The sequence below is a fragment of the Streptomyces daghestanicus genome (genome assembly GCF_020521275.1).
Lineage (GTDB): Bacteria > Actinomycetota > Actinomycetes > Streptomycetales > Streptomycetaceae > Streptomyces > Streptomyces griseoviridis.
The window spans coordinates 249154-274943 of sequence record NZ_BNDX01000002.1 but is presented as its reverse complement, the minus strand read 5'-3'; the positions used below and the strand labels follow the sequence as shown (position 1 = coordinate 274943).

General features: G+C 75.1%; 25 protein-coding genes and 2 pseudogenes. 18 read left to right on the top strand and 9 right to left on the bottom strand.

Annotated elements, in window-relative coordinates; translation table 11 throughout:
* The first annotated feature begins 469 nt into the window (after positions 1-469).
* The gene (locus Sdagh_RS01380) at positions 470-1255 is read left to right on the top strand and encodes an HAD family hydrolase (RefSeq protein WP_370594874.1); all 786 of its coding nucleotides are present in this window, start codon (positions 470-472) and stop codon (positions 1253-1255) included.
* 25 nt (positions 1256-1280) lie between these two features.
* On the opposite strand, the gene Sdagh_RS01375 is transcribed toward Sdagh_RS01380, so the two are convergent.
* Both Sdagh_RS01375 and Sdagh_RS36815 read right to left on the bottom strand, forming a co-directional pair.
* Entirely contained in the window at positions 1281-1901 is a 621-nt protein-coding gene (locus tag Sdagh_RS01375; RefSeq protein WP_189422789.1) for a TetR/AcrR family transcriptional regulator, read from the bottom strand.
* Positions 1898-2701, bottom strand: a complete 804-nt coding sequence (locus Sdagh_RS36815) for a hypothetical protein (protein WP_370594875.1) — start codon at positions 2699-2701, stop codon at positions 1898-1900. The genes Sdagh_RS01375 and Sdagh_RS36815 overlap by 4 nt, the downstream gene beginning before the upstream one ends.
* A gap of 181 nt (positions 2702-2882) precedes the next feature.
* On the opposite strand from Sdagh_RS36815, the gene hmgA reads away from it, so the two are divergent.
* Genes hmgA through Sdagh_RS01355 form a run of 3 tightly spaced genes read left to right on the top strand, consistent with a single transcriptional unit; the run spans position 2883 to position 6167 of the window.
* Entirely contained in the window at positions 2883-4193 is a 1311-nt protein-coding gene (gene hmgA / locus Sdagh_RS01365) for a homogentisate 1,2-dioxygenase (protein WP_189422787.1), read from the top strand.
* Positions 4190-4960, top strand: a complete 771-nt coding sequence (locus tag Sdagh_RS01360) for a GntR family transcriptional regulator (protein WP_189422785.1) — start codon at positions 4190-4192, stop codon at positions 4958-4960. Before hmgA ends, Sdagh_RS01360 begins: the two co-directional genes overlap by 4 nt.
* A gap of 22 nt (positions 4961-4982) precedes the next feature.
* The gene (locus tag Sdagh_RS01355; RefSeq protein ID WP_189422783.1) at positions 4983-6167 is read left to right on the top strand and encodes a type ISP restriction/modification enzyme; all 1185 of its coding nucleotides are present in this window, start codon (positions 4983-4985) and stop codon (positions 6165-6167) included.
* A gap of 3 nt (positions 6168-6170) precedes the next feature.
* Here Sdagh_RS01355 and Sdagh_RS01350 read toward each other — a convergent pair whose 3' ends face one another.
* Entirely contained in the window at positions 6171-6875 is a 705-nt protein-coding gene (locus Sdagh_RS01350) for a TetR/AcrR family transcriptional regulator (RefSeq protein ID WP_189422781.1), read from the bottom strand.
* Positions 6876-6938: 63 nt separating this feature from the next.
* Here Sdagh_RS01350 and Sdagh_RS01345 point away from each other — a divergent pair, with 63 nt between their 5' ends.
* Complete coding sequence (locus tag Sdagh_RS01345; protein WP_189422779.1) at positions 6939-7886, top strand: ATP-binding cassette domain-containing protein; 948 nt, start codon at positions 6939-6941, stop codon at positions 7884-7886.
* A complete protein-coding gene (locus Sdagh_RS01340; protein WP_189422769.1) occupies positions 7883-8689 on the top strand; it encodes an ABC transporter permease in 807 nt (268 codons plus the stop codon). Before Sdagh_RS01345 ends, Sdagh_RS01340 begins: the two co-directional genes overlap by 4 nt.
* Positions 8690-8715: 26 nt before the next feature.
* Here Sdagh_RS01340 and Sdagh_RS01335 read toward each other — a convergent pair whose 3' ends face one another.
* The 3 genes from Sdagh_RS01335 to Sdagh_RS01325 all read right to left on the bottom strand — a co-directional run bounded on the left by Sdagh_RS01335 (position 8716) and on the right by Sdagh_RS01325 (position 12689).
* Positions 8716-10443: an amidohydrolase gene (locus tag Sdagh_RS01335; protein WP_189422768.1), complete on the bottom strand. Its 1728-nt coding sequence runs from the start codon at positions 10441-10443 to the stop codon at positions 8716-8718.
* A 250-nt stretch (positions 10444-10693) separates the two neighbouring features.
* Positions 10694-10963: a hypothetical protein gene (locus Sdagh_RS01330; RefSeq protein WP_189422767.1), complete on the bottom strand. Its 270-nt coding sequence runs from the start codon at positions 10961-10963 to the stop codon at positions 10694-10696.
* 919 nt (positions 10964-11882) lie between these two features.
* A complete protein-coding gene (locus Sdagh_RS01325; protein WP_190009672.1) occupies positions 11883-12689 on the bottom strand; it encodes an SGNH/GDSL hydrolase family protein in 807 nt (268 codons plus the stop codon).
* 527 nt (positions 12690-13216) lie between these two features.
* Between Sdagh_RS01325 and Sdagh_RS01320 the strand changes: the two genes are divergently transcribed.
* The 8 genes and pseudogenes from Sdagh_RS01320 (at position 13217) to Sdagh_RS01285 (ending at position 21246) form a co-directional block, all read left to right on the top strand.
* Positions 13217-14080, top strand: coding sequence for a glycosyltransferase family 2 protein (locus Sdagh_RS01320; RefSeq protein ID WP_226534415.1), 864 nt, complete (start codon positions 13217-13219; stop codon positions 14078-14080).
* Positions 14077-15066: a glycosyltransferase family 2 protein gene (locus Sdagh_RS01315; protein ID WP_190078216.1), complete on the top strand. Its 990-nt coding sequence runs from the start codon at positions 14077-14079 to the stop codon at positions 15064-15066. The genes Sdagh_RS01320 and Sdagh_RS01315 overlap by 4 nt, the downstream gene beginning before the upstream one ends.
* The gene (locus Sdagh_RS01310) at positions 15059-15862 is read left to right on the top strand and encodes a polysaccharide deacetylase family protein (RefSeq protein WP_189422764.1); all 804 of its coding nucleotides are present in this window, start codon (positions 15059-15061) and stop codon (positions 15860-15862) included. Before Sdagh_RS01315 ends, Sdagh_RS01310 begins: the two co-directional genes overlap by 8 nt.
* 68 nt (positions 15863-15930) lie before the next feature.
* Complete coding sequence (locus tag Sdagh_RS01305) at positions 15931-17025, top strand: DUF5925 domain-containing protein (protein ID WP_189422763.1); 1095 nt, start codon at positions 15931-15933, stop codon at positions 17023-17025.
* A gap of 283 nt (positions 17026-17308) precedes the next feature.
* Positions 17309-18967: a PP2C family protein-serine/threonine phosphatase gene (locus tag Sdagh_RS01300; protein WP_226534413.1), complete on the top strand. Its 1659-nt coding sequence runs from the start codon at positions 17309-17311 to the stop codon at positions 18965-18967.
* Positions 18964-20052 carry a cobalamin B12-binding domain-containing protein gene (locus Sdagh_RS01295; protein ID WP_190078215.1) on the top strand — a complete coding sequence of 363 codons (1089 nt, stop codon included), beginning with the start codon at positions 18964-18966 and terminating at the stop codon, positions 20050-20052. The genes Sdagh_RS01300 and Sdagh_RS01295 overlap by 4 nt, the downstream gene beginning before the upstream one ends.
* A gap of 37 nt (positions 20053-20089) precedes the next feature.
* Positions 20090-20302, top strand: a pseudogene (locus tag Sdagh_RS01290) (STAS domain-containing protein); the annotation flags it as partial.
* Between the two features lie 170 nt (positions 20303-20472).
* On the top strand, positions 20473-21246 hold the full coding sequence (locus Sdagh_RS01285; RefSeq protein ID WP_189422757.1) for a DUF72 domain-containing protein: 774 nt from the start codon (positions 20473-20475) through the stop codon (positions 21244-21246).
* A gap of 19 nt (positions 21247-21265) precedes the next feature.
* Here Sdagh_RS01285 and Sdagh_RS01280 read toward each other — a convergent pair whose 3' ends face one another.
* Positions 21266-21634 carry a GntR family transcriptional regulator gene (locus tag Sdagh_RS01280; protein ID WP_189422755.1) on the bottom strand — a complete coding sequence of 123 codons (369 nt, stop codon included), beginning with the start codon at positions 21632-21634 and terminating at the stop codon, positions 21266-21268.
* Between the two features lie 81 nt (positions 21635-21715).
* Here Sdagh_RS01280 and Sdagh_RS01275 point away from each other — a divergent pair, with 81 nt between their 5' ends.
* Positions 21716-22645, top strand: coding sequence for a GNAT family N-acetyltransferase (locus Sdagh_RS01275; RefSeq protein WP_190078213.1), 930 nt, complete (start codon positions 21716-21718; stop codon positions 22643-22645).
* Entirely contained in the window at positions 22626-23144 is a 519-nt protein-coding gene (locus Sdagh_RS01270; RefSeq protein ID WP_190078212.1) for a ribonuclease FAU-1 family protein, read from the top strand. Before Sdagh_RS01275 ends, Sdagh_RS01270 begins: the two co-directional genes overlap by 20 nt.
* A 56-nt stretch (positions 23145-23200) precedes the next feature.
* Here Sdagh_RS01270 and Sdagh_RS01265 read toward each other — a convergent pair.
* Positions 23201-23778, bottom strand: a pseudogene (locus tag Sdagh_RS01265) (class I SAM-dependent methyltransferase); the annotation flags it as partial.
* Positions 23779-23919: 141 nt separating this feature from the next.
* Here Sdagh_RS01265 and Sdagh_RS01260 point away from each other — a divergent pair.
* Positions 23920-24057, top strand: coding sequence for a hypothetical protein (locus Sdagh_RS01260; RefSeq protein WP_189422749.1), 138 nt, complete (start codon positions 23920-23922; stop codon positions 24055-24057).
* Positions 24058-24066: 9 nt separating this feature from the next.
* On the opposite strand, the gene Sdagh_RS01255 is transcribed toward Sdagh_RS01260, so the two are convergent.
* A complete protein-coding gene (locus Sdagh_RS01255; protein ID WP_189422747.1) occupies positions 24067-24528 on the bottom strand; it encodes a GNAT family N-acetyltransferase in 462 nt (153 codons plus the stop codon).
* A gap of 169 nt (positions 24529-24697) precedes the next feature.
* On the opposite strand from Sdagh_RS01255, the gene Sdagh_RS01250 reads away from it, so the two are divergent.
* Positions 24698-25717 carry a lytic polysaccharide monooxygenase auxiliary activity family 9 protein gene (locus tag Sdagh_RS01250; protein ID WP_190078211.1) on the top strand — a complete coding sequence of 340 codons (1020 nt, stop codon included), beginning with the start codon at positions 24698-24700 and terminating at the stop codon, positions 25715-25717.
* The last annotated feature ends 73 nt before the right edge of the window (positions 25718-25790 follow it).

Here is a 25790-nt window from a genome sequence, read left to right as displayed (position 1 = left end):
GCGCGGTAATTGCGCTTTTCTTTCGAATGTGAACGCGGGCGAGTGGCAAGTGGCCTTTCGCATACCCTTCTTGGTTCACCGGCCGGTACCGCCGCCCGGCATCCGCCGGGGTGATTAATTCCCCTCGAATATGCCTCAACTCCGTTCGGCCCGCCGCATGATGACGGCCGCTCAGAACGGCACGGACAGCACGGGCGCGGCCGTCGCATACACCCTCTCCGTCCGACGGTCGAGCACTCGAAGCGGTGATTGCCTCACTTTTCGGGGCCGAAATAACGTAGTCGTCGCAATGTTTTACTTTTGCGGCTGATGCCCGAATTGCGGGCTGCCGGCGGCCCGGTGCGGGAGGCCGGCCCTCCGACAGGAATCCGGTGCCGGGAGGCCGGCACCACCGAGCCGGCGCGGGCAGCCGCACCACCCCCCACTCGCGGTCCCGTCGACGCGTGACCGCCCCCATCCAGGAGCCACTGTGACGTCAATGCCTCCTTCCCTGCTGAACTGGTCACCCGACGCCGTCGTCTTCGACTGCGACGGCACCCTCATGGACACCGAACGCCACTGGCAGGACGCGCGCAGCCGCGCCTTCCGCGCCTTCGGGCTGCTGCCCCCGCCGGGGTTCGCCGAGCGGGCCAAGGGCGTGCACTACGTCGACTGCGGACGCCTGATGGCGGAGGAGACCCACAAGCCCGACCTGGCCCCGGAGCTGACCGCCGCCCTGCTCGAACACTTCCTGTCCCTCGTCGCGGAGGAACCGCTGACCATGCCGGGCGCCGCCGAGTTCGTACGGCTGCTCGCGGGCCGGCTGCCCCTGGCGGTGGCCAGCAACTGCCCCCGGCAGGTGGTGGAGGAGAGCCTCGACCGGGCCGGGCTGCTCCGGTACTTCGACCATGTCGTCGTCGCCACGGTGACGCCCGGGGAGGCTCCCCCGCCCCCGTCCGGCGACGACGGCGAGGCCCCGGAGGCGGTACGGCCCAAGCCGTGGCCCGACGTGTACCGCAGGGCCGCGCAACTGTGCGGGGTCCCGCCGGGGGCCGCCCTCGCGGTCGAGGACTCCCTCACCGGGGTCGACTCGGCGCGCCGCGCGGGCCTGCGGGTGCTCGGCGTGGGGCCCCGGCCGGACCACGCGGACGCCCGGCGGGCCGACGCCTGGATTCCGGGCCTGAACTCCGAGGAGGTGCTGACCTGGGCCCGGGCCCGGGTGCCGGCCCCGGCGCCGGGCAGCGCACCCGGCCGGGTGAACGGCGGACCCCGGTAGGCGGCTTCGGCGGCCGGGGCGGGCCCTACCGGTCCAGGGCCCGCCCCAGATAGGACCGCAGCAGCTCCCGCGCCTCGGCGATGATCTTCGGGTCGCCGTCCGGTGCGACCCGGAAGGCGAGCTGCACCAGGGTGTCGGCGGTCTCGACGGCGACCAGGAAGACGCGCCGCAGGTCGTCGTCGGGGCGCCGGCCCAGGGAGGCGGCGAGCAGCTCGGCGAGGCGGTCGGCGACCCGGTGGTTGGGCGCGGCCTGGCGGTCGCCTACCGGGATCTGGTTGCCGAAGTCGACCAGGCAGAACCCGGGCGCGGTCCGCTTCATCGCGAGGTACTCGTCGAGGACCGTGTCCAGGGCCGTGCGCCAGCCGGTCTCCCCGGCCCGTGCCAGGCGCTCGGTGACGCGCCGGGTGAAGCGCTCCAGGTTGCGCTGGGCGAGGGCGTCGGCCATCTGCCGTTTGTTGCCGAAGAAGCGGTACACCGAGCCGATGGGCACGCCGGCGCGCTCGGCGACGGCCCGGGTGCTCAGCTCCTCGTAACCGACCTCGTCCAGGAGGTCGGCGCAGGCGTCGAGAATGCGGGTCAGCCGTTCGGCGCTGCGCCGCTGGACCGGAGCGCGGCGGAGCGGGGTCGCGTGGGGCACGCCGTTCATGATGCCTTCCCGTCGGCGTCCCGTGAACGGGGGTCCGGAGTTGGGGGTTCCGGGGCGGCGGGCGCCGCCGTGGTGCCGGCCTTACGGTGCGCCGTGCGGGCCGGGTGCGCGGGGCCCGCCGGGACCGCCGGGTCCCTCGCCGGTTCCGTGTCGTCCACCGCGTCCGCCGCGCCTCGCGCGTCCACCGGGTCGGGCACGTCCGCCGCGCCTCGCGCGTCCGCCGGGCTCGGACCGTCCGCCGTGCCTCGCGCGTCCGCCGGGCTCGGATCGTCCGCCGGGCTCGGAGCGTCCGCCGCGTCCGTCACCCCCGACGCCGTGATGTCCGCCGTGTTCTCGACCGGCTCGCCGTCGACGGCCCAGACCGTGCCGTCGTCGGCGTACAGACGGGCCGTGACGTGGTGGGTGCCGCGCGGCACGAGTCCGGCGGCGAGGCGGTGGGCGGGGTCGCGCAGCCGGGCGACCAGCGCGCCGTCGACGTAGAGGTACGCCAGGCCCCGGCCGGCCACCGCCTCGGCGGGCGTGCCGGCGGGCGAGAAGCGGAAGCCTCGGACGGTCAGGCGTACCCGCCAGTCGCCGTCGGCCTCCGGCTGCACCTCGATGCCGACCTCCGGGGCGTCCTCGCGGCCGACCTCGCGCAGCCGCCGGCCGTCCTCGTCGGTGTCGTCGAGGAGCCGGCCCGCGGCCGCGGTCACCGCCGGACGCTCCGGTCCGTCCGTGTCACTGGTGCCGCAGCCCGCGGATCCGGTCAGCAGCAGGACACAGACCGCGAGCGCGGCGAAGCCTCTCCGCGTCCACGACATGTCCGCGAGCGTAGAACACGAGTCCGACCGGTCGAATCCCCCCTGGGGTCGGGTTCCGGTCATCCTTCCTGAGGAGACCGCGCCTCCCCGCACCTCCCCCTTGCGTACGGCGGGCCGCAATCCTACGGTTCCCCATAGGAATCGAAGCGGAATCGGCACCGGATCGCTCCAGGGAGCACTCATGCACGGGGACGCGCGGAAGACCGCGGCGGGACTGTCCTATCTGTCCGGTTTCGGCAACGAGCACGGCTCCGAGGCCGTGCCGGGTGCCCTGCCCGAGGGCCGCAACTCGCCGCAGCGGGCGCCGCTCGGCCTCTACGCGGAGCAGCTCAGCGGCACGGCGTTCACCGAGCCGAGGGCGCACAACCGGCGCTCGTGGCTGTACCGCATCCGTCCCTCGGCCGCGCACCCGGCGTTCACCCGCTCGGACCGCGGCACGCTGCGCACCGCGCCGTTCACCGAGACCGTCCCCGACCCCAACCGGCTGCGCTGGGACCCGCTGCCCCCGCCGCCGGCCGGCACCGACTTCCTGGCGGGCCTGTGGACGCTCGGCGGCAATGGCGACGCGACCCGGCGCGCGGGGATGGCCGTGCACCTCTACCACGCGGACGCCCCGATGGACCGGGTGTTCAGCGACGCCGACGGCGAGCTGCTGATCGTCCCGGAGCGCGGCGGCCTGCTGCTGCGCACCGAGTTCGGGCTGCTGGCCGCCGAGCCGGGGCACGTGGCGCTGATCCCGCGCGGGGTCCGCTTCCGGGTGGACCTCCTCGACGCCACCGCCCGCGGCTACGTCTGCGAGAACTACGGCACCCCCTTCCGCCTCCCCGACCTCGGCCCGATCGGCGCCAACGGCCTCGCGAACGCACGGGACTTCCGCGCCCCGGTGGCGGCGTACGAGGACGTGGAGGGGCCGGTGGAGGTGGTCAACAAGTTCTGCGGCAACCTCTGGACGGCCCGCTACGACCACTCCCCGCTCGACGTCGTCGCCTGGCACGGCACCCTCGTCCCGTACGTCTACGACCTGCGCCGCTTCAACGCCCTCGGGTCCATCACGTACGACCACCCCGACCCGTCCGTCTTCACCGTGCTGACCTCGCCGTCCGACACGCCGGGCCTGGCGGACGTGGACTTCGTGGCGTTCGTGCCGCGCTGGCTGGTGGGCGAGGACACGTTCCGGCCGCCGTACTTCCACCGGAACGTGATGAGCGAGTACATGGGGCTGATCGAGGGCGCCTACGACGCGAAGGCGTCCGGTTTCGTGCCGGGCGGGGGCTCGCTGCACGGGATGATGTCGGCGCACGGCCCGGACCGGGAGACCTTCGACCGGGCGAGCGCCGCCGAGCTGCGCCCGCAGAAGGTGGACGACGGGCTGGCGTTCATGTTCGAGACGCGCTGGCCGGTGACGCTGACCGCGCAGGCCGCCGGGGCGCCGCACCTGCAACGGGACTACGACGCCGTGTGGCGGGGTCTGGAGCGGCACTTCCGCCCATGAACACGCCACCCGCGCCCGTCCCGTCCTTCACCCCGGACTCCCTCGTCCTCAACCGCAAGCTGCCGCTGTGGTACCAGGTCTCGCAGTCGCTGCGGGCGTCGATCCTCGGCCGCTCGCCCGGCGATCCGCTGCGGCTGCCGACCGAGGAGCAGCTCGCCGGGCACTACGGCGTCAGCGTGCTCACCATGCGGCAGGCGCTCAAGGAGCTGGAGGAGGAGGGCCTGATCACCCGGCACCGCCGGCGGGGCACGTTCATCGAGCCGCACGTGGCGCAGACCGCCCCGGTGCGGCTGCTGGGCTCGGTGGACGCGATCGTGGCCCAGCAGTCGGGGATGCGCAGCGAGGTGCTGGCGCACGGGAGCGGGCCGGTGCCCGCCGGGCTCGGCGACTGCTTCCCGGACCTCACCGAGGTCGCTACGTACCACCGGCTGCGCGGGGACGAGGAGACGGGCGAGCCGACCAATCACGCCCGCAACTACGTCCGGCCCGAACTGGCCGCCCGGATCGACCCGGACGACCTCACCCGGCACCCGATGACGAAGGTGCTGCGGGACGTGGTGGGCGTGGCCATCGGGCGGATCACGGACACCGTGCAGGCCCGGCTCGCGGACCCCGAGACGGCCCGCCTGCTCCACGTCCCGCTGCTCAGCCCGATCCTGCACTACACGGGCGTCACCCGGGACCCGGCCGGGCGGGTGCTGGACGTGGCGGTCATCCACTACCGGGGCGACCGCTTCTCCTTCGGCGTCACCCTGGACGCCACCTGAGGGGCCGGGCGGCCGTCGTACGATGCCCGGCGTGACGCACGACGACGCGCCGCCGCTGGCGGACCTCATGCCGTGGTCCGTCGCACCGCTCCGGCTCGGCCGGGAGTGGCCGGCGGCCCCCGACGCGGCGTCCCTGAAGGCCCGTTGGGACACACTGATGAAAGCGGCGGGGCCGGAGCGGGCGGCCCTCTTCCGGCCGTCGCGGGCGCGCACCCCGCACACCGCGGTCGGGCAGCTGCCCGGGATCGCCGCGGGGACGGAGCGGCTGGCCCGCGCCTCGGGGCCGTGCCCGGAGCCGGTACGGGTGCTGCGGGCGCCCTTCGACGAGCAGTGGCTGCTCCCCGACCACCGGCTGATCGACGCGGCCCGCCCGGAACTGTGGCGGGTGGCCGACGCCCGCCAGGTCTTCGTCGTCGAGACTCCGGACGCCTCCGACCCGCTGCTCGCAACCTCGCTGCTGCCGCTGTTCGGGCCGGGCCGGGTCCGGCCGCTGTACCGCCGCCCCGGCGGCGCCGAGCCCAACCTCGCGCCGGGGCTGCTGGACCACCTGGCCGCCCGGCTGGGCAGCCGCCCCGACCCGCTGGACGTGCTGGCCTGGACGATCACGGTGACGACGGCGGTGACGACGGCGTCGGGCCGGGGACCCGGCACGCCGGTGGTGCCGCTGACCTCGGACCCCGGGCTGTGGGAGCACGGCGTGCGGCTCGGCCGCCGCGCGCTGTGGCTGCTGCGGCGCGACGGCGAACGGCCCAAGCTGCCCGGCGGGCGCCGCCCGTACGTCCGCGCCCCGCTGCCGCCGCGCCCGCTCGTCCTGCGCTACGACCGGGACGAGGAGGTCCTGCACATCGACGAGGGCCGGATCTCCCCGGTGCCGCCCGAGGCGTGGGACGCGCCGGCCGGCGGGGAACGGGTGCTGGAGCGGTGGTTCGCGGCCCGCACCGCCGAGGGCGAGCCGGGCACGCTGGCCGCGATCCGCCCGGCCGGCTGGCCGCAGGCCTGGACCTCGGAGCTGCTGGAGCTGATCACCGTACTGGCGCTGCTGGCCGAGGTCCGCGCCGCGCGGGCCGGTTTCACGGTGAGCGATCCGGTCACCGCCGCCGACCTCCGCGCGGCGGGCGTCCTCCCGGTCCCCCGCCCGGCCCGCGCCCCCGCCTCCGTGCTGGACGGCCGGGAGGAAGGCCCCGAGGGGCAGCTGGCCCTGCTGTAGGGGTCACCCGAACCCGGCCAGCACCCGCCGCAGCGCCTCCTCGAACACCGCCTCCAGGTCGATCGGCCCGGCGTCCTCGGTGAAGGCCGCCGCCAGCCGCGGATAGGCGCCGCCGGCGATCTGCGAGCCGAGGTAGGCGACGCGGGCCCGCTGCTCCTCCTCGGCGGACCAGGGCAGCGAGCGGGTGCGCTCGGCGGTGGCCAGCTCGTTGCTGACGTACGTCGTCACCACGCCGTTGACCAGCGCGATGAGCTGCATCTTGGTGCCGTAGGACTCCGCCAGCGGGTCCAGGCAGGCCAGGCAGTGCTCCAGGTAGCGCAGGGCGTGGGGGCTGAAGCCGTAGGCCGGGGACATCAGCCGGGGCAGCCAGGGGTGGGCGTGCATCAGGGCCCGGGTGTCGCGGGCGACCCGGAACATGTCGGCCCGCCAGTCCCCCGAGGGCTCCCAGAGTGTGTGCTCCCCGCTGACGGCGTCCACCATCAGCTCGTGGAGGTCCTCCTTGCGGGGGACGTAGTTGTACAGCGACATGGTGCCGCAGCCCAGCTCGGCCGCGACGTGCCGCATGGAGACCGCGTCCAGTCCCCCGGCGTCCGCGAGCCGGACCGCGGCGGCCGCGATGTCGGCGCGGCTGTAGCCGGGCCTGGGTCCTCGGCCGGTGCGCTCGGGGCGCGCCCAGATCACTTCGGGTACGGCCGCTCGGCCCGCCATCGGTCATCACCTCGGCCACCATCCTAGTTACGTACAGCGTACGTAGTGCGCTATGGTCGGCCCATGACTACTACGTACGCTGTACTTAGTGAGGGTCTGGAGAAGCGCTTCGGCGAGGTGCGCGCACTGCGGGGGCTGGATCTCGCGGTGGCCGAGGGGACGGTGTGCGGCCTGCTCGGGCCGAACGGGGCGGGGAAGACGACGGCCGTACGGCTGCTGACCACGCTGCTGCGACCGGACGCCGGATCGGCCCGGATCGCCGGCCTGGACCTGGTCCGCGAACCGGCGGCGATACGGCGTCGGATCGGCGTCACCGGCCAGGACGCGTCGGTCGACGGGGACCTGACGGGCCGGGAGAACCTGCGCCTGTTCGCCCGGTTGCACCGGGTCCGGGACCCGGCGGGCCGCGCGGCGGCGCTGCTCGACCGGTTCGGCCTCGGCGAGGCCGCCGACCGGCCGGTGTCCACCTGGTCGGGCGGGACGCGCCGGCGGCTGGACCTGGCGGCGAGCCTGGTCCGGCGCCCGGAGGTGCTGTTCCTGGACGAGCCGACCACCGGCCTCGACCCGGCCGGCCGCAACCGCGTCTGGGAGGCGGTGCGCGAGCTGCGGGCGGACGGCACGACCGTGCTGCTGACCACGCAGTACCTGGAGGAGGCCGACCGCCTCGCCGACGACATCGTGCTGGTCGACCGCGGCCGGTCCGCGCACACCGGGTCGCCCGCCGAGCTGAAGGCCCGGGTCGGCGCGTACGCGCAGGCGGTGGTGACGCACGCGGACGCGCTGCCCCGGGCGGCGGCCGTCCTGGCCCGGCTCACCGGCACCGAGGCCGTCGTGGACCGGGAGCGGACGGCCGTCGGCGCGGTCAGCACCGACCCGACCCTGACCCTGCCCCGGCTGGTGCGCGCGCTGGACGCGGCGGGCGTGCCGCTGGCCGACGCGCGGGTCAGCCCGCCCACCCTCGACGACGTCTTCCTCCGGCTGACCACGACCAAGGAGGCACCGGCCGCATGAGCACCCTGACGCACGGCCCGGCTTACGGCCTGGCCCACGACGGCATCGCGCTGCTGGGCCGGCAGGTGCGGCGCGCGCGGAACAACCCCGGCCTGCTGGTCCTCACCCAGACGATGCCTGTCTCGATGCTGCTGTTCTTCGGGTACGTCTTCGGCAGCGCGCTGGCGGTGCCGGGCGCCGCGTACCGTTCGTTCCTGGTGCCGGGGCTGCTGGCGGCGACGGCGGCGGGCGGGATCATGACCGGCATGTTCCAGGCGGCCCAGGACGTCCACCGGGGCGTGACGGACCGGCTGCGGACGCTGCCGGTGAGCCGGGCCGCGGTGCCGCTCGCGCAGGCGGTCGCGGACACGGTGCTGACGGCCGCCGGGACGGTCCCGTTCCTGCTGGTGGGCGTCGCGGTGGGCTGGCGGGTGGAGGGCGGCGCGCTCGCCGCGGCCGGGGCGCTCGCGCTGCTGCTGCTGTTCCGGTTCGCCTGCGTGTGGGCGGGCATCTTCCTGGGCCTGCTCACCCGCGACGAGGAGGCGGCGGGGCAACTGGGCGGGGCGACTTTCCTGTTGCCGCTGCTGTCCAGCGCCTACATCCCGGCCGACGGGCTGCCGGGCCCGCTGCGCACGGCCGCCGAGTGGAACCCGATCAGCGCGGTGACGACGGCCCTGCGCGACCTGTTCGGCAACGCGCCGGTCCCCGAGGGCGCCGCCTGGCCGGTGGCGCACCCGGTGGCCGGGACGCTCGCGTGGTGCGCGGTGCTGCTGGCGGTCTTCGTCCCGCTCGCCGTACGCCGGTACGCGCACGGCGAGCGGTAGGACCGGCCCAGGTCAGGTCTGCGGAGTCAGGTCTGCGGGGCGAGTTCGGGGCCCAGTGAGGAGAACTTCTCCCGGGAGACGACGCGCCGCGGCGGCCAGGTGATGTTCTCCGGGGGCCAGGACTGCCCGGTCCGTTCCAGGAACCACCGGGGCGGCTCGTACATCGGCGGTTCGTACCCCTCGGGCAGGGCGGTCCGCCACTCGACGCCCTTGGTCCGCTCGGCGAACTCGTCCTTGACCGCCTTCAGCCGTTCCGGCTGGGTGAGCAGGTCGACGGCGGTGGCGGCGAGGTACTTGGCGGCGGCGAGCACGGCGGCCCGGCCGGGGGCCGCCGCCGCGCAGGAGGCGGTGGACCAGGTGTGCATCTTGGTGCCGATCGGGGCGAGGGCGGCACCCATCGAGACGGTCGGCACCCGCCAGCTGATGTCGGCGACATCGGTGGAACCGCCGCCCATGAAGACCGGGTTGGGCGCGGTGAGCGCCGCGACCTCGGCGTGCAGGCCCTTCTGCGGGAGCCCCAGGGACGCCTGGAGCTCCTTGGCCAGGGTCTGCGCCTCGGCGGTGAACTCGGGTGGGCCGATCTGCCGCATGTTGTCGTACATCAGCTCCGCGAAGGACTTGGACGGGAGCTGGTTCCAGCAGGCGGCGGTGATCCGGTGGCGGACCGAGGTCTGCGCGGCCTTGGCCGCCGCCTCGGAGACGGCGATCACCTTGTCGAGGAGGACCTGGACCCGGGCCGGGCTGCCCTCGCGGACGTAATAGGAGATTTCCGCGATCTCCGGGGTGACGTTCGGTATGTCCCCGCCGTTGTTGATCACCCAGTGCAGCCGGCCGGAGGGGGCGAGGTTCTCCTCGCGCAGGAACTCCGACATGGTCGCCATCATCACGGCCGCGTCCAGCGCGCTCTTGTTGCCCAGCGGGGTGCCGCCGTGCCCGGCCACGCCGAGGAAGGTGAAGGTCACGGCGGTCATCGCGGTGGTGCTGCCCCAGCCGGTGGCGTTGGCGGTGGAGGGGTGCCAGTCGAGGAACGCGTCGAGGCCGTCGTAGACGCCCCTGCTGACGGCGTAGGTCTTGCCGATCAGGGTCTCCTCGGCGGTGGAGCCGAAGAACTTCACGGTGACCGGGAGGCGGTGCTTCTTCGCCGCCGCCGCGACCGCCGCGGCGGCGGACGCGGCGGCGGTGCCGAGCGCGCAGTGGCCGCAGCCGTGGCCGGGTCCGTAGCCGGGCGCGAAGGGGTCGTGGACGTATTCGCGGGGGTCGTGGTGGCCGACGCCCTGGCGCTGGGAGAGGCCGGGCAGCGCGTCGTACTCGCCGCTGAAACCGAGCGCCGGACCGCCCTTGCCCTGGGTGAAGGTCGCGGTGAAGGCGGTGGGGAAGCCGGCCGTGCCGAACTCGACGGTGAAGCCGGCCTTCTTCAGGAAGTCGGCCTGGGCGAGGGAGGAGTTCCACTCGCGCAGGCTCAGCTCGGCGTGCTCCCAGATCGCGGCGTTGAGGCCGGTGATGCGGGTGGCGTGGCCCTCGATCCAGGCGAGCGCGCTCCGCTTGGCGGGGCTGTCCTCGGCGAGGCCGGTGGGGGCGGTGTAGGCGGCGGGGGTGTCGTCGGCCGAGGCGGCCATCACGGGGTCGGTGTCCGCGGCCAGGGCGGCGGTGGTGACACCGGCCGCGCCCAGCAACTGCATGATCCGGCGCCTGCTCAGGCCGGAGCCGTTGACCGGGGTCGCCTCGTGGTCGTGCTGGTCGTGCAGGTCACACACACACGCCTCCGGGGGTGAGGTGGGGTGCAGCAGCCGCTCGTCGGGTGCGAACGATCAGCAACACTGAAGCCGGATCATTGCCCCGTCAATATGTGTGCATGACAAACATGTAACCGCGGAGGGGTGGCGTACCGGGGGAGGAAACGGGAGGGCCCGCGCTCGGGAACACACCGGTGAGGGGCGCCGCGTGCCGTGGGGATGGCGGACGACGGGTGCGCGACGCCGGGTGGTGTGACCGTCGAGCGCGGGCTCAGCTGCTGCCGAACAGCGAACGCCGCAGGCGGCGCAGTGGCGCGAAGAGCGAAACCCGGCGGACCCGGGCACGCCTGCCACTGTGCTCACGCGCGGGCTCCCGGGCGATCAGCTCCCGCATCAGCGAGGTCGCCTCGACCGTCTCGCGCTGGGGCACGGCGGGACCGCCGAGCACCGCGAGATGGCGGTCCAGACGCGAACTGGTCGCGCTGCTCCCGCAGGTGATCGCAGGGACCCTGGCCCTGCTGCGCACTGTTATCTGTTCCATGTCACTCCCCACCCGTAACGAGTCCACCCGGCGCGGGCAGGCTAACCCTATCTCCCCTGCGGGGCTCGCGTGTATCGCGGTCCCATGAATCACCTTCCCCGCAAGGGCGTTGACGATCACTCTCCGAATCGAGCAGATTCCAGGGTGAGTTGGACAAGCGGCCGGTCGGCGGGCCGGGCGGGGCCGCCACGGGGTCCGGGGGGTCACCGTCCGTGGCGGCGCGGTCCGGCCGGGGCCGGGGCGGTCAGGGGCGTGTCGCCACCGGGGGAAGCACACGGAGGCGCGGGCGCGTGCCGGGGCGCGTGTTCCGCGACCGGAAGCACGCGCCCGTCCGGCCCGGTGCCGTGTCCGCCGCGTCGGGCGAACGGGCGCCCCTCGGGAGACCGGTGTCCGAGGACCCCGGCGGGGAACGGGTCGTCGCCGGCCGCTACCCCGTCCTGCCCCGCTCGGCGAGGGCGGCGGCACGGGAACGGTGCGGCGGGCCCGCGCCGAGGTGCCGGCCGGGCTGCGGGCCGCCGGCCCCGTCGTCGAGGGGCTGCCGCGCGGGGACCCGGCCGCGCGGCTCCCCGCCGGGCGGCCCGAGCGGGGCCTGCGGAGCGTGGGCGCGGGCGGCCCGCCCGGCACGCAGACGGTGCCGGCCGTCCCGTACGCCCCCACGGCCTCGGCGGCCGGGGCGTACGGGCCGCCGCTCTCCGCCTCCGCTCTCCGCCTCCGCTCCCCGCCGGGACCGCCGGAGCGGCCCCGCGGGGAGCGCGGCCGGCGCCGAGGTGCCGGGGTGCGGGAGCCGGTGCGCACCGGCTCGGGGACCGTGCCGTTCCCGGTGACGTGCGAGGGGGAGGTCCCGACGGACGGGACCTCCCCCTCGCCTTCCGTTCTCCGCGGTCCCCGTGCCGGGGGACGGCCCCGGCGGGGCGCCGGATCAGGTGGCGCTGTTCAGGGCCGGCAGATAGCCACCGGACTGGCCGGCGGCCGTCGGATGGTACGACTCGCCGACGTTGAGGACGTTGAGGCTGTGCAGCCAGGCGCTGCCGGAGCAGAGTTCGTGGCCGGTGAAGGGGGGACGGACGTCGGCGAAGGTGAAGCCGTGTGCGGCGGCGCGCTGGGCGACCTTGGTGTTCAGGAGGTCGGAGGCGTCGTTGATCGCCTTCCGCTTGGTCTCGGAGAGGCCGACGCAGGTGGTGCCGAGTTTGTAGAAGCGGGGGTAGCCGAGGACGACGACCCGGGCGTTGGGCGCCTTGCCGCGGATCGCGGTGTAGACGCTGTCGAGCTTGCCGGGGAGCGTGGAGTCGACGTAGGACTCGGCCGTGTCGATGCGGGACAGGCAGGCGCTGTCGGACTGGAGCACACAGGTCGTCATGACGTCGGCGAATCCCGCGTCGTTGCCGCCGACGCTGATCGAGACCAGGCCGGTGGAGCCGCTGAGCGGGGTGAGCTGTCCGGCGAGGACATCACCCGTACGGGCGCCGGCGCAGGCGGTGAAGTCGAAGGACGAGGGTGAGTTGGCGTTGGCCCAGAGCTGGGGGTAGGCCTTGGTGCTGCGCTTGCAGTCGCCACTGGCGGAGGTGTAGCTGCCGGCGCCCACTCCGGAGGAGTAGGAGTCGCCGAGGGCCACATAGCCGGTCGCCGCGGCCGATCCGGACGCCTCGGCCGTGGCCGCCCCGGTGAGGGCGGCGCACGCGGCGAGGAGTACGGAACTCAGGTATCCGACAAGTCGGGAACGTCTCATGGAACCTCCCTTTAGCAGGTTCTCTGCCTCAACGTTGGTAACAGCTACGCGTGTTGACAGGAAGTGCTCATGCCAAAAATGACCCGAACGGTGACCCGGCAGAAGGCCGTCTTGACGATTTCCGCCGGTCTGCGCGACATTGAGGCCGCGCGATGACCGCAAAACATCAAAAACGTGAGGGCTCGTTCCGGGCCTTGCCATACGGGTTCAATCGTCAATACCGTCATAGATCTCACTCGCATCGGTACGTCGGCACACGGCCCGGGGGAGGGCTCAGGGACCGCGGCGGACCGGGCGGGACGCGGTAGGGGGGTGCCGTACCCGGCGATCTGACCGGTCGTCGGGTCGGTCGTGCCGCGCGGTCGGCCGCCGTCTTCGGAGCGGTCGGCCAGTTCTGCCGGCTCACCGGCGGGCACGGAGCGTCGCCGTCACCGTGCCGTGCGTGAGCCCGACCCCCCTTTCGAACCGGACACACAGCCGGACCACCCCTGGCGCGGGCGGTCCGCCGGACGAGAGGGACCAGACCCATGAGCTCAGTTCTGCGGCCGCCCGCCACCGGCACGGAGCCGTCGGGCGCGACGAAGTACCGGCCCGTCTCCTCGCATCTGGCCATCGCTCCGCCGGTGAGCGTGGTCATACCGGCGATGAACGAGGCGGAGAACCTGCCGTATGTCTTCAAGACGCTGCCCGACTGGATACACGAGGTCGTCCTGGTGGACGGCAGCTCCACCGACGACACCGTCGCCGTCGCCCGCGCGCTGCGGCCGGACGTCAAGGTGGTGGAGCAGCGCGGCAAGGGCAAGGGGGACGCGCTGATCACCGGCTTCCAGGCGTGCACCGGCGACATCATCGTGATGGTCGACGCCGACGGCTCGGCCGACGGCCAGGAGATCGTGTCGTACGTCTCCGCCCTGGTCTCCGGCGCCGACTTCGCCAAAGGGTCGCGCTTCGCCAACGGCGGCGGCACCGACGACATGACCTTCATCCGCAGAGTGGGCAACGCCGCCCTCTGCGCTGCCGTCAACCGGAAGTTCGGCGCCCGCTACACCGACCTGTGCTATGGCTACAACGCGTTCTGGCGGCACTGCCTGGACAAGATCGACCTCGACTGCACCGGCTTCGAGGTCGAGACCCTGATGAACATCCGGGTGGTCACGGCGGGTCTGAGGGTCCAGGAGATACCGAGCCACGAGTACCTGCGCATCCACGGCGTCAGCAACCTGCGGGCGGTGCGGGACGGGCTGCGGGTGCTGAGAGTCATCCTGCGGGAGCGTGCCAACCGGCGTGCGCCGCGCGGCGGCCGTGACCGGTCGCCGGTGCCCGGCGCGGTCCCCGCACGTCCCGCCCGTCAGGCCCGTCAGGCCCGTCAGGTCCGGAGGAAGGCGTCTTGAGCGCTCCGGACATCTCCGTGGTGATCTGCGCCTACACCGAGGAGCGCTGGGAGGACGTCCTCGCGGCGGTCTCCTCGGTACGGGCGCAGTCCCGCCCGGCGCTGGAGACCCTGCTGGTCGTGGACCACAACGAGAAGCTCGGGGACCGGCTGGCAAGGGAGTACGCGGCGGCCGGTGACGTGCGGGTGCTCGCCAACGCGGGCCCCCGCGGGCTGTCCGCCGGCCGCAACACCGGCGTCGCGGCGGCGCGCGGCGCGGTGATCGCCTTCCTCGACGACGACGCGGTCGCCGAGCGGGACTGGCTCCTGCACTTCGCCGGGGCGTACGACGACCCGCGCGTCCTGGCGGTCGGCGGGCGGACCGTGCCGGTGTGGGCGTCGGGGCGCCGGCCCCGCTGGTTCCCCGAGGAGTTCGACTGGGTGGTGGGCTGCACGTACCGCGGCCTGCCCCCCGGCCGGGTCCGGGTGCGCAACGTGCTGGGCGGCAACGCCTCCTTCCGCCGGGAGGCGTTCGACGCGGCGGGCGGTTTCGCCACCGGCATCGGCCGCGGCGGCGACCGGCGCCCGCTGGGCGGCGAGGAGACGGAGCTGTGCATCCGCCTCGCCCGGGCCCGCCCGGACGCCGTGCTCCTCATCGACGACCGGGCGGTCATCCACCACCGGGTGCCCGCGCCGCGCGAGCGCTTCGCCTACTTCCGCGCCCGCGCCTACGCCGAGGGTCTGTCCAAGGCGCTGGTGACCCGCAGCGTCGGCGCGGCGAAGGGCCTGGAGTCGGAACGCCGGTACGCCGCCCGGGTGCTGCCCGCCGGGGTGGCGCGCGGGCTGCGGGACGCGCTGCTGGCGCGGCCGGGCGGCGCGGGCCGGGCGGGCGCGATCGTCGCCGGGGTGCTCACGGCGGCGGGCGGCTACGCGGTGGGCAGCCTCCGGGCCCGGCGGGGCGCCGTGACGTTCGGGCCGGCACCGGCCGGGGGTGGCGCGCGTGACTGACCCGCGCGTGCCGATCCTCATGTACCACGCGGTCGCCGCCGAACCGAACGACGCCACCCGCGCCCTGTCGGTGACCCCGCGGGCGTTCGCGGAGCAGATGGCGGTGGTGGCGGACCGGGGCCTGACCCCCGTCACCACCGCGCGGCTGGCCGCGGCCTGGCGCGGCGGCCGGCCCCTGCCCGCCCGGCCGGTGCTCATCACCTTCGACGACGGCTACGAGGGCGTGCACCGCCACGCCCTGCCGGTGCTGGCGCGGCACGGTTTCCCGGCCACGCTCTTCGTCTCCACCGGCTGGCTGCGCGGCCCGTACGACACCGGCGGCGCCCTGGACACCATGCTCGGCTGGGACCAGGTGCGCGAACTGGCCGCGGCGGGCGTGGAGATCGGCGGGCACAGCCACACCCACCCGCAGCTCGACCAGGTGCCCGCCGGTGACCTGCGGCACGAACTGGTCCGCTGCCGGGAGATCGTCGCCGACCAGGTGGGCACGGCACCGCTCTCCTTCGCCTACCCCTACGGGTACTCCGACCGCCGGGTGCGCGCGGCGGTGCGCGAGACGGGGTACGCCCAGGCGCTGGCGGTGGGCAACGGACTGGCCCGCCGCGCCCAGGGGCCGTACGCGCTGCGCCGGGTGACGGTCCGTCGCCGTACCGGGGCGGAGGAGTTCGCGCGGCTGGTCGAGGGCCGGGGGATCGGCCGTGCGTTCGCCCGGGACCGGGCCCTCACCCAGGGGTACGCGGTGGTGCGCCGGGCGCGGCGGCTGGGCGGCCGGGTCCTCGCGGACGCGGGGCGCTGACCGGCGGGGCGGCGTGTGTCGGTGGGAAACCGGGTGCACGCGCCGCCGGCGTGCCGGATCATGGCGGCATGTCAGACAACCCGTACGACGCGCTGCCGATCCGGCTCCACGTCGACGACAGCGACTCCCCCACCGACGTCGTCGACGCGCTGTTCCTCGGCCGTTTCGCGACGGGCGAGCAGCCGTTCTCACACGCGGCCAACATCGACCGGGTGCGCTCCGCGGCGACGCTGCTGCCGCCGGGCGCGACGGTGCTGCGCGCCGCACGCGACGGCGACCGCAGCGCGACGCTGGCCGAGGGCGACGGCTGGACCCTGCTGATCTCCCGCTGGAACCGGGGCGCCGACGTCACGGTGACGGCGACCAGCGCCGAGCTGGCCGAGAAGGTCCTCGGCGAGGCCACCGACGGCGCGGCGGACGAACCCGAACCGCAGCCGGAGAACGTGACGATGGGGTTCTGGTACGTCTCCCCGCGCCGGGGCCCGCACCGCACCACCCGGCAGATCTCCGCCGGCACCTGGGAGGAGGTGCGGCCCAACTACACGGCGCCGGTCGCGGACGCGATGGACCGTCTGATGAAGACGGGCCCCGAGGACATCGCCGGGCGGCTGCTCCTGCTGCACGGCCCGCCGGGCACCGGCAAGACCTCCGCGCTGCGCACCCTGGCCCGGTCCTGGCGGGACTGGTGCCAGGTGGACTGCGTCCTCGATCCCGAGCGGCTCTTCTCCGACGTCGGCTATCTGATGGACATCGCCATCGGCGAGGAGGACGCGGCGGGCAAGGACCGCTGGCGGCTGCTGCTCCTGGAGGACTGCGACGAACTGATCCGCGGCGAGGCCAAGCACACCGCGGGCCAGGCCCTGTCCCGGCTGCTCAACCTCACCGACGGCCTGCTCGGCCAGGGACGCAACGTGCTGGTGGGGGTCACCACCAACGAGGACCTGGAGCGGCTCCACCCGGCCGTGGTCCGCCCCGGCCGCTGCCTCGCCCGGATCGAGGTCGGGCCGCTGACCCGCGCGGAGGCGGTGAACTGGCTCGGCACCGAGGAGGGCGTGGGCCGCGAGGGCGCGACGCTGGCGGAGCTGTACGCGCTGCGCCGGGGCACGTCACCGACCGCCCTGCCGGAGCCGCGGGACGCCTCCGACGCGGGGCTGTACCTGTAGCCGCCCGGGGGGCACGGGCGCCGTACCCCCGCCACCCGGCGAACGCGGGGCCCGCGTCCGTGCCGCCCGGCGAGAGGGGCCGGGCCCGCGGCGGTCCTTCGCCGGTGCCTGTCCGCACACCTGTGGGGAATGCCCGGGTTGTCGCCGAGGAGGCCGATTGTGATGTTTCCGTGCCCTTCTCCCGGGCGCCTTGCGTCCCGGCGGTGACTGAGGGACGGTTGCCGGACGACAACTATTCCCTAGCAGAGGGGTGGTGAGGCGCGCACCGTGCGCGCCTCCGCTTGTGACTGCTTCCCCGCAACCGTCCACCGGCACGGACCCCGCCGACCTCCGGGTCGGAGCGACGTGGCGTGACGCCCCCTGCCCGGTGCTGGTGCTCGACCGGCACGGCACGCCCGTCCGCGTCAACGAGGCCGCGCGGCGGCTCCTGCCGGAGACGGCCCGCGACGGCCGGCCGCCCCACGCCGTGCCGTCCTGGCTGTCCGACGCCCACCGGCGGATCGCGGACGGGCCGCACACCCCCGCCGCCGGTCCGCTCACCGGCGCCATCGACGACCGTGTCTTCGCGGCGCACCCGACCCGGGCGGCCGACGGCGACGTGGTGTGGTGGCTGGTCGAGGAGACCGACCGCCGGCTCGCCGAGGCCGCCCTGCGCAGCGCCCGGCTGCGTTCCGAGATCCTCTCCGAGGTCTCGTCCACGCTGCTGTCCACGCTGAACGTGTCGCGCTGCGCGGAGGTGACCGCTTCCCTGGCCGCCGAGCACCTCGCCGAGGCCGCCGTGCTCATCACCCCGCCCCAGGGCCGGCGCCACCGCCTGACCTACGCCTGCCAGGGCGGTCCGGTCACCCAGGTCATCCGGCAGGCGGACGTGAGCAGCGTGCCGGGGCTGGCCGAGACCCTCCAGGGCTTCCCGCCCGTACCGGCCCGCTGGCTCAACCCCGACGACCTGCCGGCCTGGGTGGTCCCGGACGAGTTCACCGGCCCGGTCGGCTCGGTGCTCGTCACGCCGCTGCCCGGTCACGGGGTGCCCGCGGGCGCCCTGATCCTGCTGCGGGCCGGCACCGAGCGGGTCTTCACCGAGGGCGAGGAGGTCTTCGCCCGGCTGTTCGCCGCCCGCGCCGGCGCCGCGCTGTCCGCCGCCCGCCTCTACACCGAGCAGTCCTCGATCACGGCCACGCTGCTGCGGGAACTGCTGCCGCCGGCGCTCGGCAGCGTGCACGGCGTGGAGTACGCCGGCGGGTACCGCGCCGCCGCCGACCACGAGCGGGTCGGCGGCGACTTCTACGACGTCCACCCCGGCTCCGACCCCACCCAGGAGACCCTGGTCGTCCTGGGCGACGTGGCGGGCAAGGGCCTGGACGCGGCCGTCCTCACCGGCAAGATCCGCAACACCCTGCACGCCCTGCTGCCGCTGGCCGAGGACCACCAGCGCGTCGTCAGCCTGCTCAACGGGACGCTGCTCTCCTCCCGCCACACCCGGTTCGCGACGCTGGTCCTGGCCTCCGTGCGGCGCCGGGGCGGCCGGGCGCACCTGCGGCTGACCAGCGCCGGGCACCTGCCCCCGCTGATCCTCCGGGCCGACAGCACGGTCGAGGAGGTGGCGACGCACGGCACGCTGGTCGGCGCCGTGCCCGAGGTGCGGGTGCGCACGGTCGAGACGGTGCTGGCGCCGGGCGAGATCTGCCTGCTGTACACCGACGGCATCACCGAGGCGCGCGGCGGTCCGCTCGGGGACGAGATGTTCGGTGAGGCGCGGCTCCGGCGGGCACTGGGTGAGTGCGCGGGGATGCCCGTCGAGGCGGTGGTGGAGCGGGTGCGGATGCTCGCCGCCCAGTGGCTCGGCTCGGGCGGGCACGACGACATGGCCGTCGTGGCGATCGGCGCGGCCAGGACCGGCCCGCTGTCGGTCGTCGACGGCGGGAACGGCGGGAGGAGCACGTGACCGGCCGCACCCCCGCCGCCGGGCTCCGGCGGCGGGGGTGGGACGCGGTGTCCGCCGGCGACGAGCACACCGCCTTCGGCGTCCTGGACCGGGCGGCGGCGGACGGCGTCGACGAGGAGGCGCTGCTGCTCGACGTCATCGCCCCGGTGCAGGAGCGCATCGGCGCGGAATGGGCCGCCGACCGCGTCAGCGTCGTCCAGGAACACGCCGTCACCGCCCTCAACGAGCGGGGCGTCGCCGCCCTCGCCCACCGCCGGCGCGCCACCGCTGACCCGGCCGGCGGGCGCGGCCGGGTCACGGTCGCCTGCGTCGACGGCGAGTGGCACGCCTTCCCCGCCCGGCTGGTCGCCGAGGTGCTCGCCCTGCGCGGCTGGCGGGTCGACTGCCTCGGCGCCCAGACCCCCACCCCGCACCTGGTCGCCCACCTGCACCGCACCGATCCCTGCGCGGTCCTGCTCTCCGGGTCGGTCCCCACCCGTCTGCCCACCGCCCACACCGCGGTCACCGCCTGCCAGGCCATAGGGGTGCCCGTGCTGGCCGGCGGGCGCGCCTTCGGACCGGACGGCCGGCACGCGCGGGCGCTCGGCGCCGACCGGTGGGCGGCGGACGCCCGCGGCGCGGCGGCGGTACTGGCGGCCGGGCTGCCGCGGGCCGGCCCGTCGGTGACCCGGCAGGCCGTGGACGACCTCCCGCACCTGACCGACCAGGAGTACACGCTGGTCGTCCGGTCACGGCCCCGGCTGGTCAGGCAGGCCCTGGCCGACCTGGAGACCGGCTTCCCGGCCGTGCGCGCCCACGGCGAGGCGCAGCGGGAACGCACCGCGGAGGACATCGCCCATATCGTCGACTTCCTCGCCACCGCCCTCTACCTGGACGACGCCGAGGTTTTCACCGCCTTCCTCACCTGGACCGCCGCCGTCCTGGAGGCACGGCGGGTGCCCGCCCGGTCGCTGGTGAGCGGACTGGACGCGCTCGCCGGCCGGCTCCACGACTTCCCGCGCGCCCTGGAGCTGCTCCGCCTCGGCACGGCCGCGCTCCTGGACTCCCCCGCCCGCCCCGGCCCCGCCCCGTACGGCCACTCCTGAGTCCCCCGAGTTCGCCCTCGTCGTCCGCGCCGAGCGGCCCGTGCCGACCGTGCGGGTGGTGGGCGAACCCGACCACGACACCTGCGGCGGCCTGGTCCACGCGGTCGCCGCGCGGCTGACGGGCGGGCCGCAGGCGCGTGAGGTCCGGCTCGCCTTCACCGAGCTGGTCATGAGCGGTTCCTCGGGGCTGTCCGCCCTGCTGATGGCGCGCCGGCACACCCGGGCGGCCGGCGGCCGGCTGCGCCGGTGAACCGGCCGCCGTTCCTGGAGGGCCTGCTGTACCTCTCGGACATCCTCGGCCACGTCACCGCGCCCCCGGCGGCGTCCGGTCACCCGGCCGGGCCGGCGCCACGGGGGCCGACGCCACCTGGGTGTCCTCCTCCGGCGGCCCGGACCACCGCCCGCTGTTCTCATGGGGCCATGACCCTTTTCGTCGGCACGTCGGGCTGGCAGTACCGGGACTGGCGGGACGCCCTCTACCCGTCCGGGCTGCCCGTACGGCGGTGGCTGGAGGAGTACGCGGCGCACTTCGCCACCGTCGAGGTCAACAACGCCTTCTACCGGCTGCCGGCCCGGGAGACCTTCGAGGCGTGGCGGGAGCGGGTCCCGGCGGACTTCGTCGTCGCGGTCAAGGCCAGCCGGTTCCTCACCCATGTCAGACGGCTGCGGGAGCCCGAGGAGCCGGTGGCCCGGCTGATGGGCCGCGCCACCGGGCTCGGCGACCGGCTCGGCCCGGTCCTCCTCCAGCTGCCGCCCACCCTGCGGGGCGACCCCGGGCTGCTGGACGGCTGCCTCGGCTGCTTCCCGCCCGGCACCCGGGTGGCCGTGGAGCCCCGGCACGCCTCCTGGTGGACGCCCGAGGTGCGGGAGGTGCTGCGCGCCCGGGGCGCCGCGCTCTGCTGGGCCGATGTGCTGTCCCGCCCGGTGACCCCGCTGTGGCGCACCGCCGACTGGGGATACGTCCGCTTCCACCAGGGGCGGGCGCTCCCCTGGCCGCGCTACGGCCGGACCGCCCTCGCCGCCTGGGTCCGCCGGATCGCCGGGACCTGGCCGCGGGAGGCGGACGTGTACGCCTACTTCAACAACGACCCGCACGCGGCGGCCGTACGGGACGCGGCGGCCTTCGCGCGGGCGGCGCGGACGGCCGGGCTGGACGCCACCCGGGCACCGGCGCGGGTGCCGTCGTCCGCCTGAGCCCTCCGGCGGACCGCGCTCAGTCCCCGTACGCCGCCCGCAGGGCCTCCCGTACGGCTGTCAGCGCCGCGTCCTGCGGCTGCCCCAGGCGCCGGGCCCGCGCCGCGAACTCCTGTGCCGCCGAGGCCAGTTCCCGCTGGGCCGCCGGGCCCGCGGCGGCGACGAACGTGCCGTTGCGGCCCCGTGTCTCGATCACGCCGTCCGCCTCCAGCGCCCGGTACGCCTTGGCGACCGTGTTGGCGGCGAGCCCCAGGGACTCGGCCAGGCCCCGCACCGTGGGCAGCCGGTAGCCCACCGGCAGCGTGCCCGAGCGGGCCTGTTCGGAGATCTGCGCGCGCACCTGCTCGTAGGGCGCGGCACCGTCGGCGATGTGGATCTTCAGGGTCACGGCCCGATTGTCCCGCACCCGCCGGGTGCCCGGCGGAAAATGGGAGGCGTCCCGCGGCGGGCCGCCGTAGCGTGCGCCCACATGACCGTCTCCGTACGCGACCTGCGCCCCGACGACCGGGCGGACGTCGAGCAGTTCGCCCATGTGCGCCACCGCGCCCTCCCGTTCGTCCTGTGGACCCCGGACGCCGTGGTCCACCACCTCGCGCACACCCACCCGGCCGCCCGGGTCCGCTCCCTCGTCGCCGTGGAGGACGGCGAGGTGATCGGCACGGCCCAGATCGGCCTGGTCCACGAGAGCCCGGAGCCGGGGCAGGCGTACCTCAACGTCTATACGCACCCGGACCGGACGCGGCGCGGCGCCGGCGGCCTGCTGGTGCGGGCGGCCGAGGAGTACCTGGCGGCCGAGGGCGCGACGAAGCTGTTCAGCTGGGTGCTGGACGAGCCCCGCAACCGGGCCTTCGCCGAGCGGCGCGGTTACCGCGCCGGGCGGTCGGCCCACTTCCTCCGCCTGGACCTGGCGGCCGGGACCCTGCCCCCGCTCCAGCCTCCCGCGCCGGGCGTCGACCTGCGCACCGCCGCCGACTACGCGGCCGATCCGCGCCCGCTGTTCGCGCTGGACGCGGAGACGACGGCGGACGAACCGAGCGATGTGGAGACCGCGCCGGCGGACTACGAGGCGTGGCTGGCGGAGACCTGGCGGCACCCGCTCCTCGACCGGGAGCTGACCACGGTGGCGGTCGTCGACGGCCGCCCCGTCGCGTTCACCGCCGCCCACACGGACGGCGGGACCCGGTACGTCACCGGGATGACCGGCACCGCCCGCGCCTTCCGCGGCCGGGGCCTGGCCAAGCTGGTGAAGAACGCCTCCCTGCACCGCGCCCGGGAGGCCGGCCTCACCGAGGCGTTCACCGGCAACGACACCGGCAACGGCGCGATGCTCGCCGTCAACAAGTGGTTCGGGTACGAGGTCTGCGCGTCGGAGGTGCGTCATGTCCGCGGACTCGGCTGAGGCGGACGGCGTCCGTGTCATGGAACCGGACCTGGACGTGATCCTGCGCAAGGCGGGCCGCACGAAGATCCGTTACCGGGCGGCGCTCCTGGCGGACGACGGCACCCGGGTCACCGTCCGCGCCCCCTGGGCCGGTGCCGGTGTCCGTGACTTCGGCTTCGTGCGGTTCGAGCCGGGGGACGTGTTCACCGAGCACTACTGGCGCGACCGGTGGTACGCCGTGAAGGAGGTCCGCGCCGGCACGGGCGCGCTGAAGGGCTGGTACTGCGATGTCACCCGCCCGGCCGTGCGCACCGGCACGGAGCTGGTCGTGGAGGACCTCGACCTGGACCTGTGGTGCCCGGCGGACGGCACGGACGTACGGCGGCTGGACGAGGACGAGTTCGCCGCGAGCGGTCTGCCGGAACGCGACCCGGCCGCCGCCGCGCACGCCGTGGCGGCCCTGGACGCCCTGGAGCGGCTGGCCCGCGGCGCGGACGGCCTCCGCACCCTCCTCTGACTCCGGACACTGCCCAGAACTCCACCACCGTCGCGTACCGCTCGTCCGTACCTCCTTACCTCCTTCCCCCACAGCAGCGGGTCGGCGGACAGCGGCTCGGTCCGGGGCCGCCCGGCGAGCGGCGCGAGGAGCGCGGCGAGCCGGCCGGCGGAGACCCCGGCCGGGGTGACGCTTCCCCGCACGCCCTCGACCAGGACCAGCCGGCCGCCGGGGCGCAGCAGCTCCCGCCAGCACCGCAGCGCCGCGCCGGGATCGGGCAGCGCCCACAGGACGTGCCGGACCAGGACGACGTCGAAGCGCCGCTCCCCCACGGGCGGCGCCGAGGCGTCCCCGGCCAGGAACACCGCGTCCCGCCCCGCCGGCTTGGCCCGGGCCCGTGCCGGCATCGCCGGGGACAGGTCGACGCCGGTGACCCGGTGCCCCTGCCCGGCCGTCAGGAGGGCGAGGCCGCCCGTGCCGCAGCCGAGGCCGAGGAGGTCGGCCGGGGGGTTCGGCAGCCAGGCGCGCAACGGCCGGCCCAGGCGTCGCGCACCCTCGGGTCGCGCAGGCCGTGGTCCGGCTCGGCGTCGAAACGGGCCGCCTCGGCATCCCGGTCGACACGGGGCGTGTCCGTCACGTCACTCCCGTACGTCATGACCCCAAGGGTGACACCCACCACTGACAGTCGAATCGTGACAGTCGCCACTGACAGATCCGGCGGCGATGAGGAACTCTCGCGCAAAGGGTCTGCCCCCCGTGGCACCGCGGAACCCGGTGGGCCCATGAGGAGGCAGCCATGCGCCGTGTGACCGTGCAGAAGCCCCTGAAGCCGCGGACGGACGTCCGCCGGGTCCGCGAGGAGGCCGAGGCCCGCCCCGCCGGGCGCCCTGAGGTCCGCGAGGACATCGCCCGCACCTGGTGGCCGGACGCCTGAACCGGCCCGTCATGAGACGTTTCCTCCCAGCCGTTTCCGGTAGTGGACGCGGTCGTAGGGTCCGTCCACGCGACGCTCGACGACCTCGTAGCCGTAGCGCGGGTACAGCTCCTGGTTCTCCCACATCAGCGCGTTGGTGTAGAGCCTGACCTCGGGCAGGCCGAGCGTCCGCGCCCGGGCGTCCACGAACCGCAGCAGCCGCCGTCCCACGCCCCGGCCACGGGCGTCGGGGTGGACGGCGACGCTCTCCAGGAACAGACGGCCGGGGAGCGCCTCCACCACGACCAGTCCCGTCACCGGCTCGCCCGTGACGAACACCTTCCCGCCGGCCACGTCCGCCGCGTGGTCGGCGGTCATGGGCGCGGGCACCACACCGATCCGTGCGACGTACGGGCGGTAGGCGGCGTCGGTGACGGCCCGTACCGCGGGCACGTCACGTTCTTCGGCGGGTCTGATCGTCTCGTCGGTCATGCCGCGACGGTAGCTACCTGAGCCCAGCCTGAGCACTCCCTTAACGCGACCATAAGGATCTCCGTTCCCCGTCTCCAGCAGGGGTTTTCGCGGTTCTCCGGGGCTAGCGTGCTGGTCGCCCCCCACGGGTTCCGGACCGCTTTTCCCGAGACCGTTCGAGGAGTTCCCCATGCCCGCGCCCCGCAGGACCGCCGTCGCCGCCGCCGGTGCCCTCCCCCTCGCCCTGACCGTGCTGACGGCGGCGCCCGCCGCCGCGCACGGCACGATGGGCGACCCGGTCAGCCGGGTCTCGCAGTGCTACGCCGAGGGACCGGAGAGCCCCGGCTCGGCGGCGTGCCGGGCGGCGGTCGCGGCCGGGGGCACCCAGGCGCTCTACGACTGGAACGGCGTCCGCATCGGCGACGCGGCCGGGCGGCACCGGGAGCTGATCCCGGACGGCAAGCTGTGCAGCGCGAACAGCGAGGAGTTCAAGGGCCTCGACCTGGCCCGCGCCGACTGGCCGGCCACCGCCGTGAGCAGCGGCTCGTACACCTTCAAGTACCGCGTGACGGCCCAGCACAAGGGCACCTTCACCGTGTACCTCACCAAGGACGGCTACGACCCGTCCCAGCCGCTCGCCTGGGACGACCTCGAGCTGACGGCCCCGGTGGCGACCGTCACCGACCCGGCCGCCGCCGACGGCTTCTACACCTTCTCCGGCACCCTGCCCGAGCGCACCGGACAGCACCTGCTGTACGCGGTCTGGCAGCGCTCGGACAGCCCGGAGGCGTTCTACTCCTGCTCGGACGTCACCTTCGGCGGGGACGGCGCCGACGGCACCGCCACCGGGGAGAGCGGGGAGGACGACACCCCCGCCGCCGCGCCCGCCCCCGCGCCCGCCGCCTCCGCGCCCTCCGACGAGCAGATCGCCGCCGGCACCGGCAGGTCGACGGTCGAGCACCACGGCCACGGCGACCAGGACGCCACCACCACGACCGACCCGACGGCGCCCGGGCACGAGGCCACCGGGGCCACGGAGGCCGCCGCGGCCGGCGAGGGCAGCGCGCCGAGCGCCGCCGGCGGGTCGGCGGACCTCGCCGAGACCGGCGGCGACGGCAGCACCGCCTCCTTCGCGGTCGGCGGCGCCGCGGCCCTGGCCCTCGGCGCGGCCACCCTCTTCGCGTCGGTCCGCCGCCGCGCCGGCCGCTGAGCCCACCGTCCGCGGCGCGGGTCCGCCCGGCGGCTCAGGCCGGACGGGCCCGCGCCGTCGGCGGCCCCGGGGC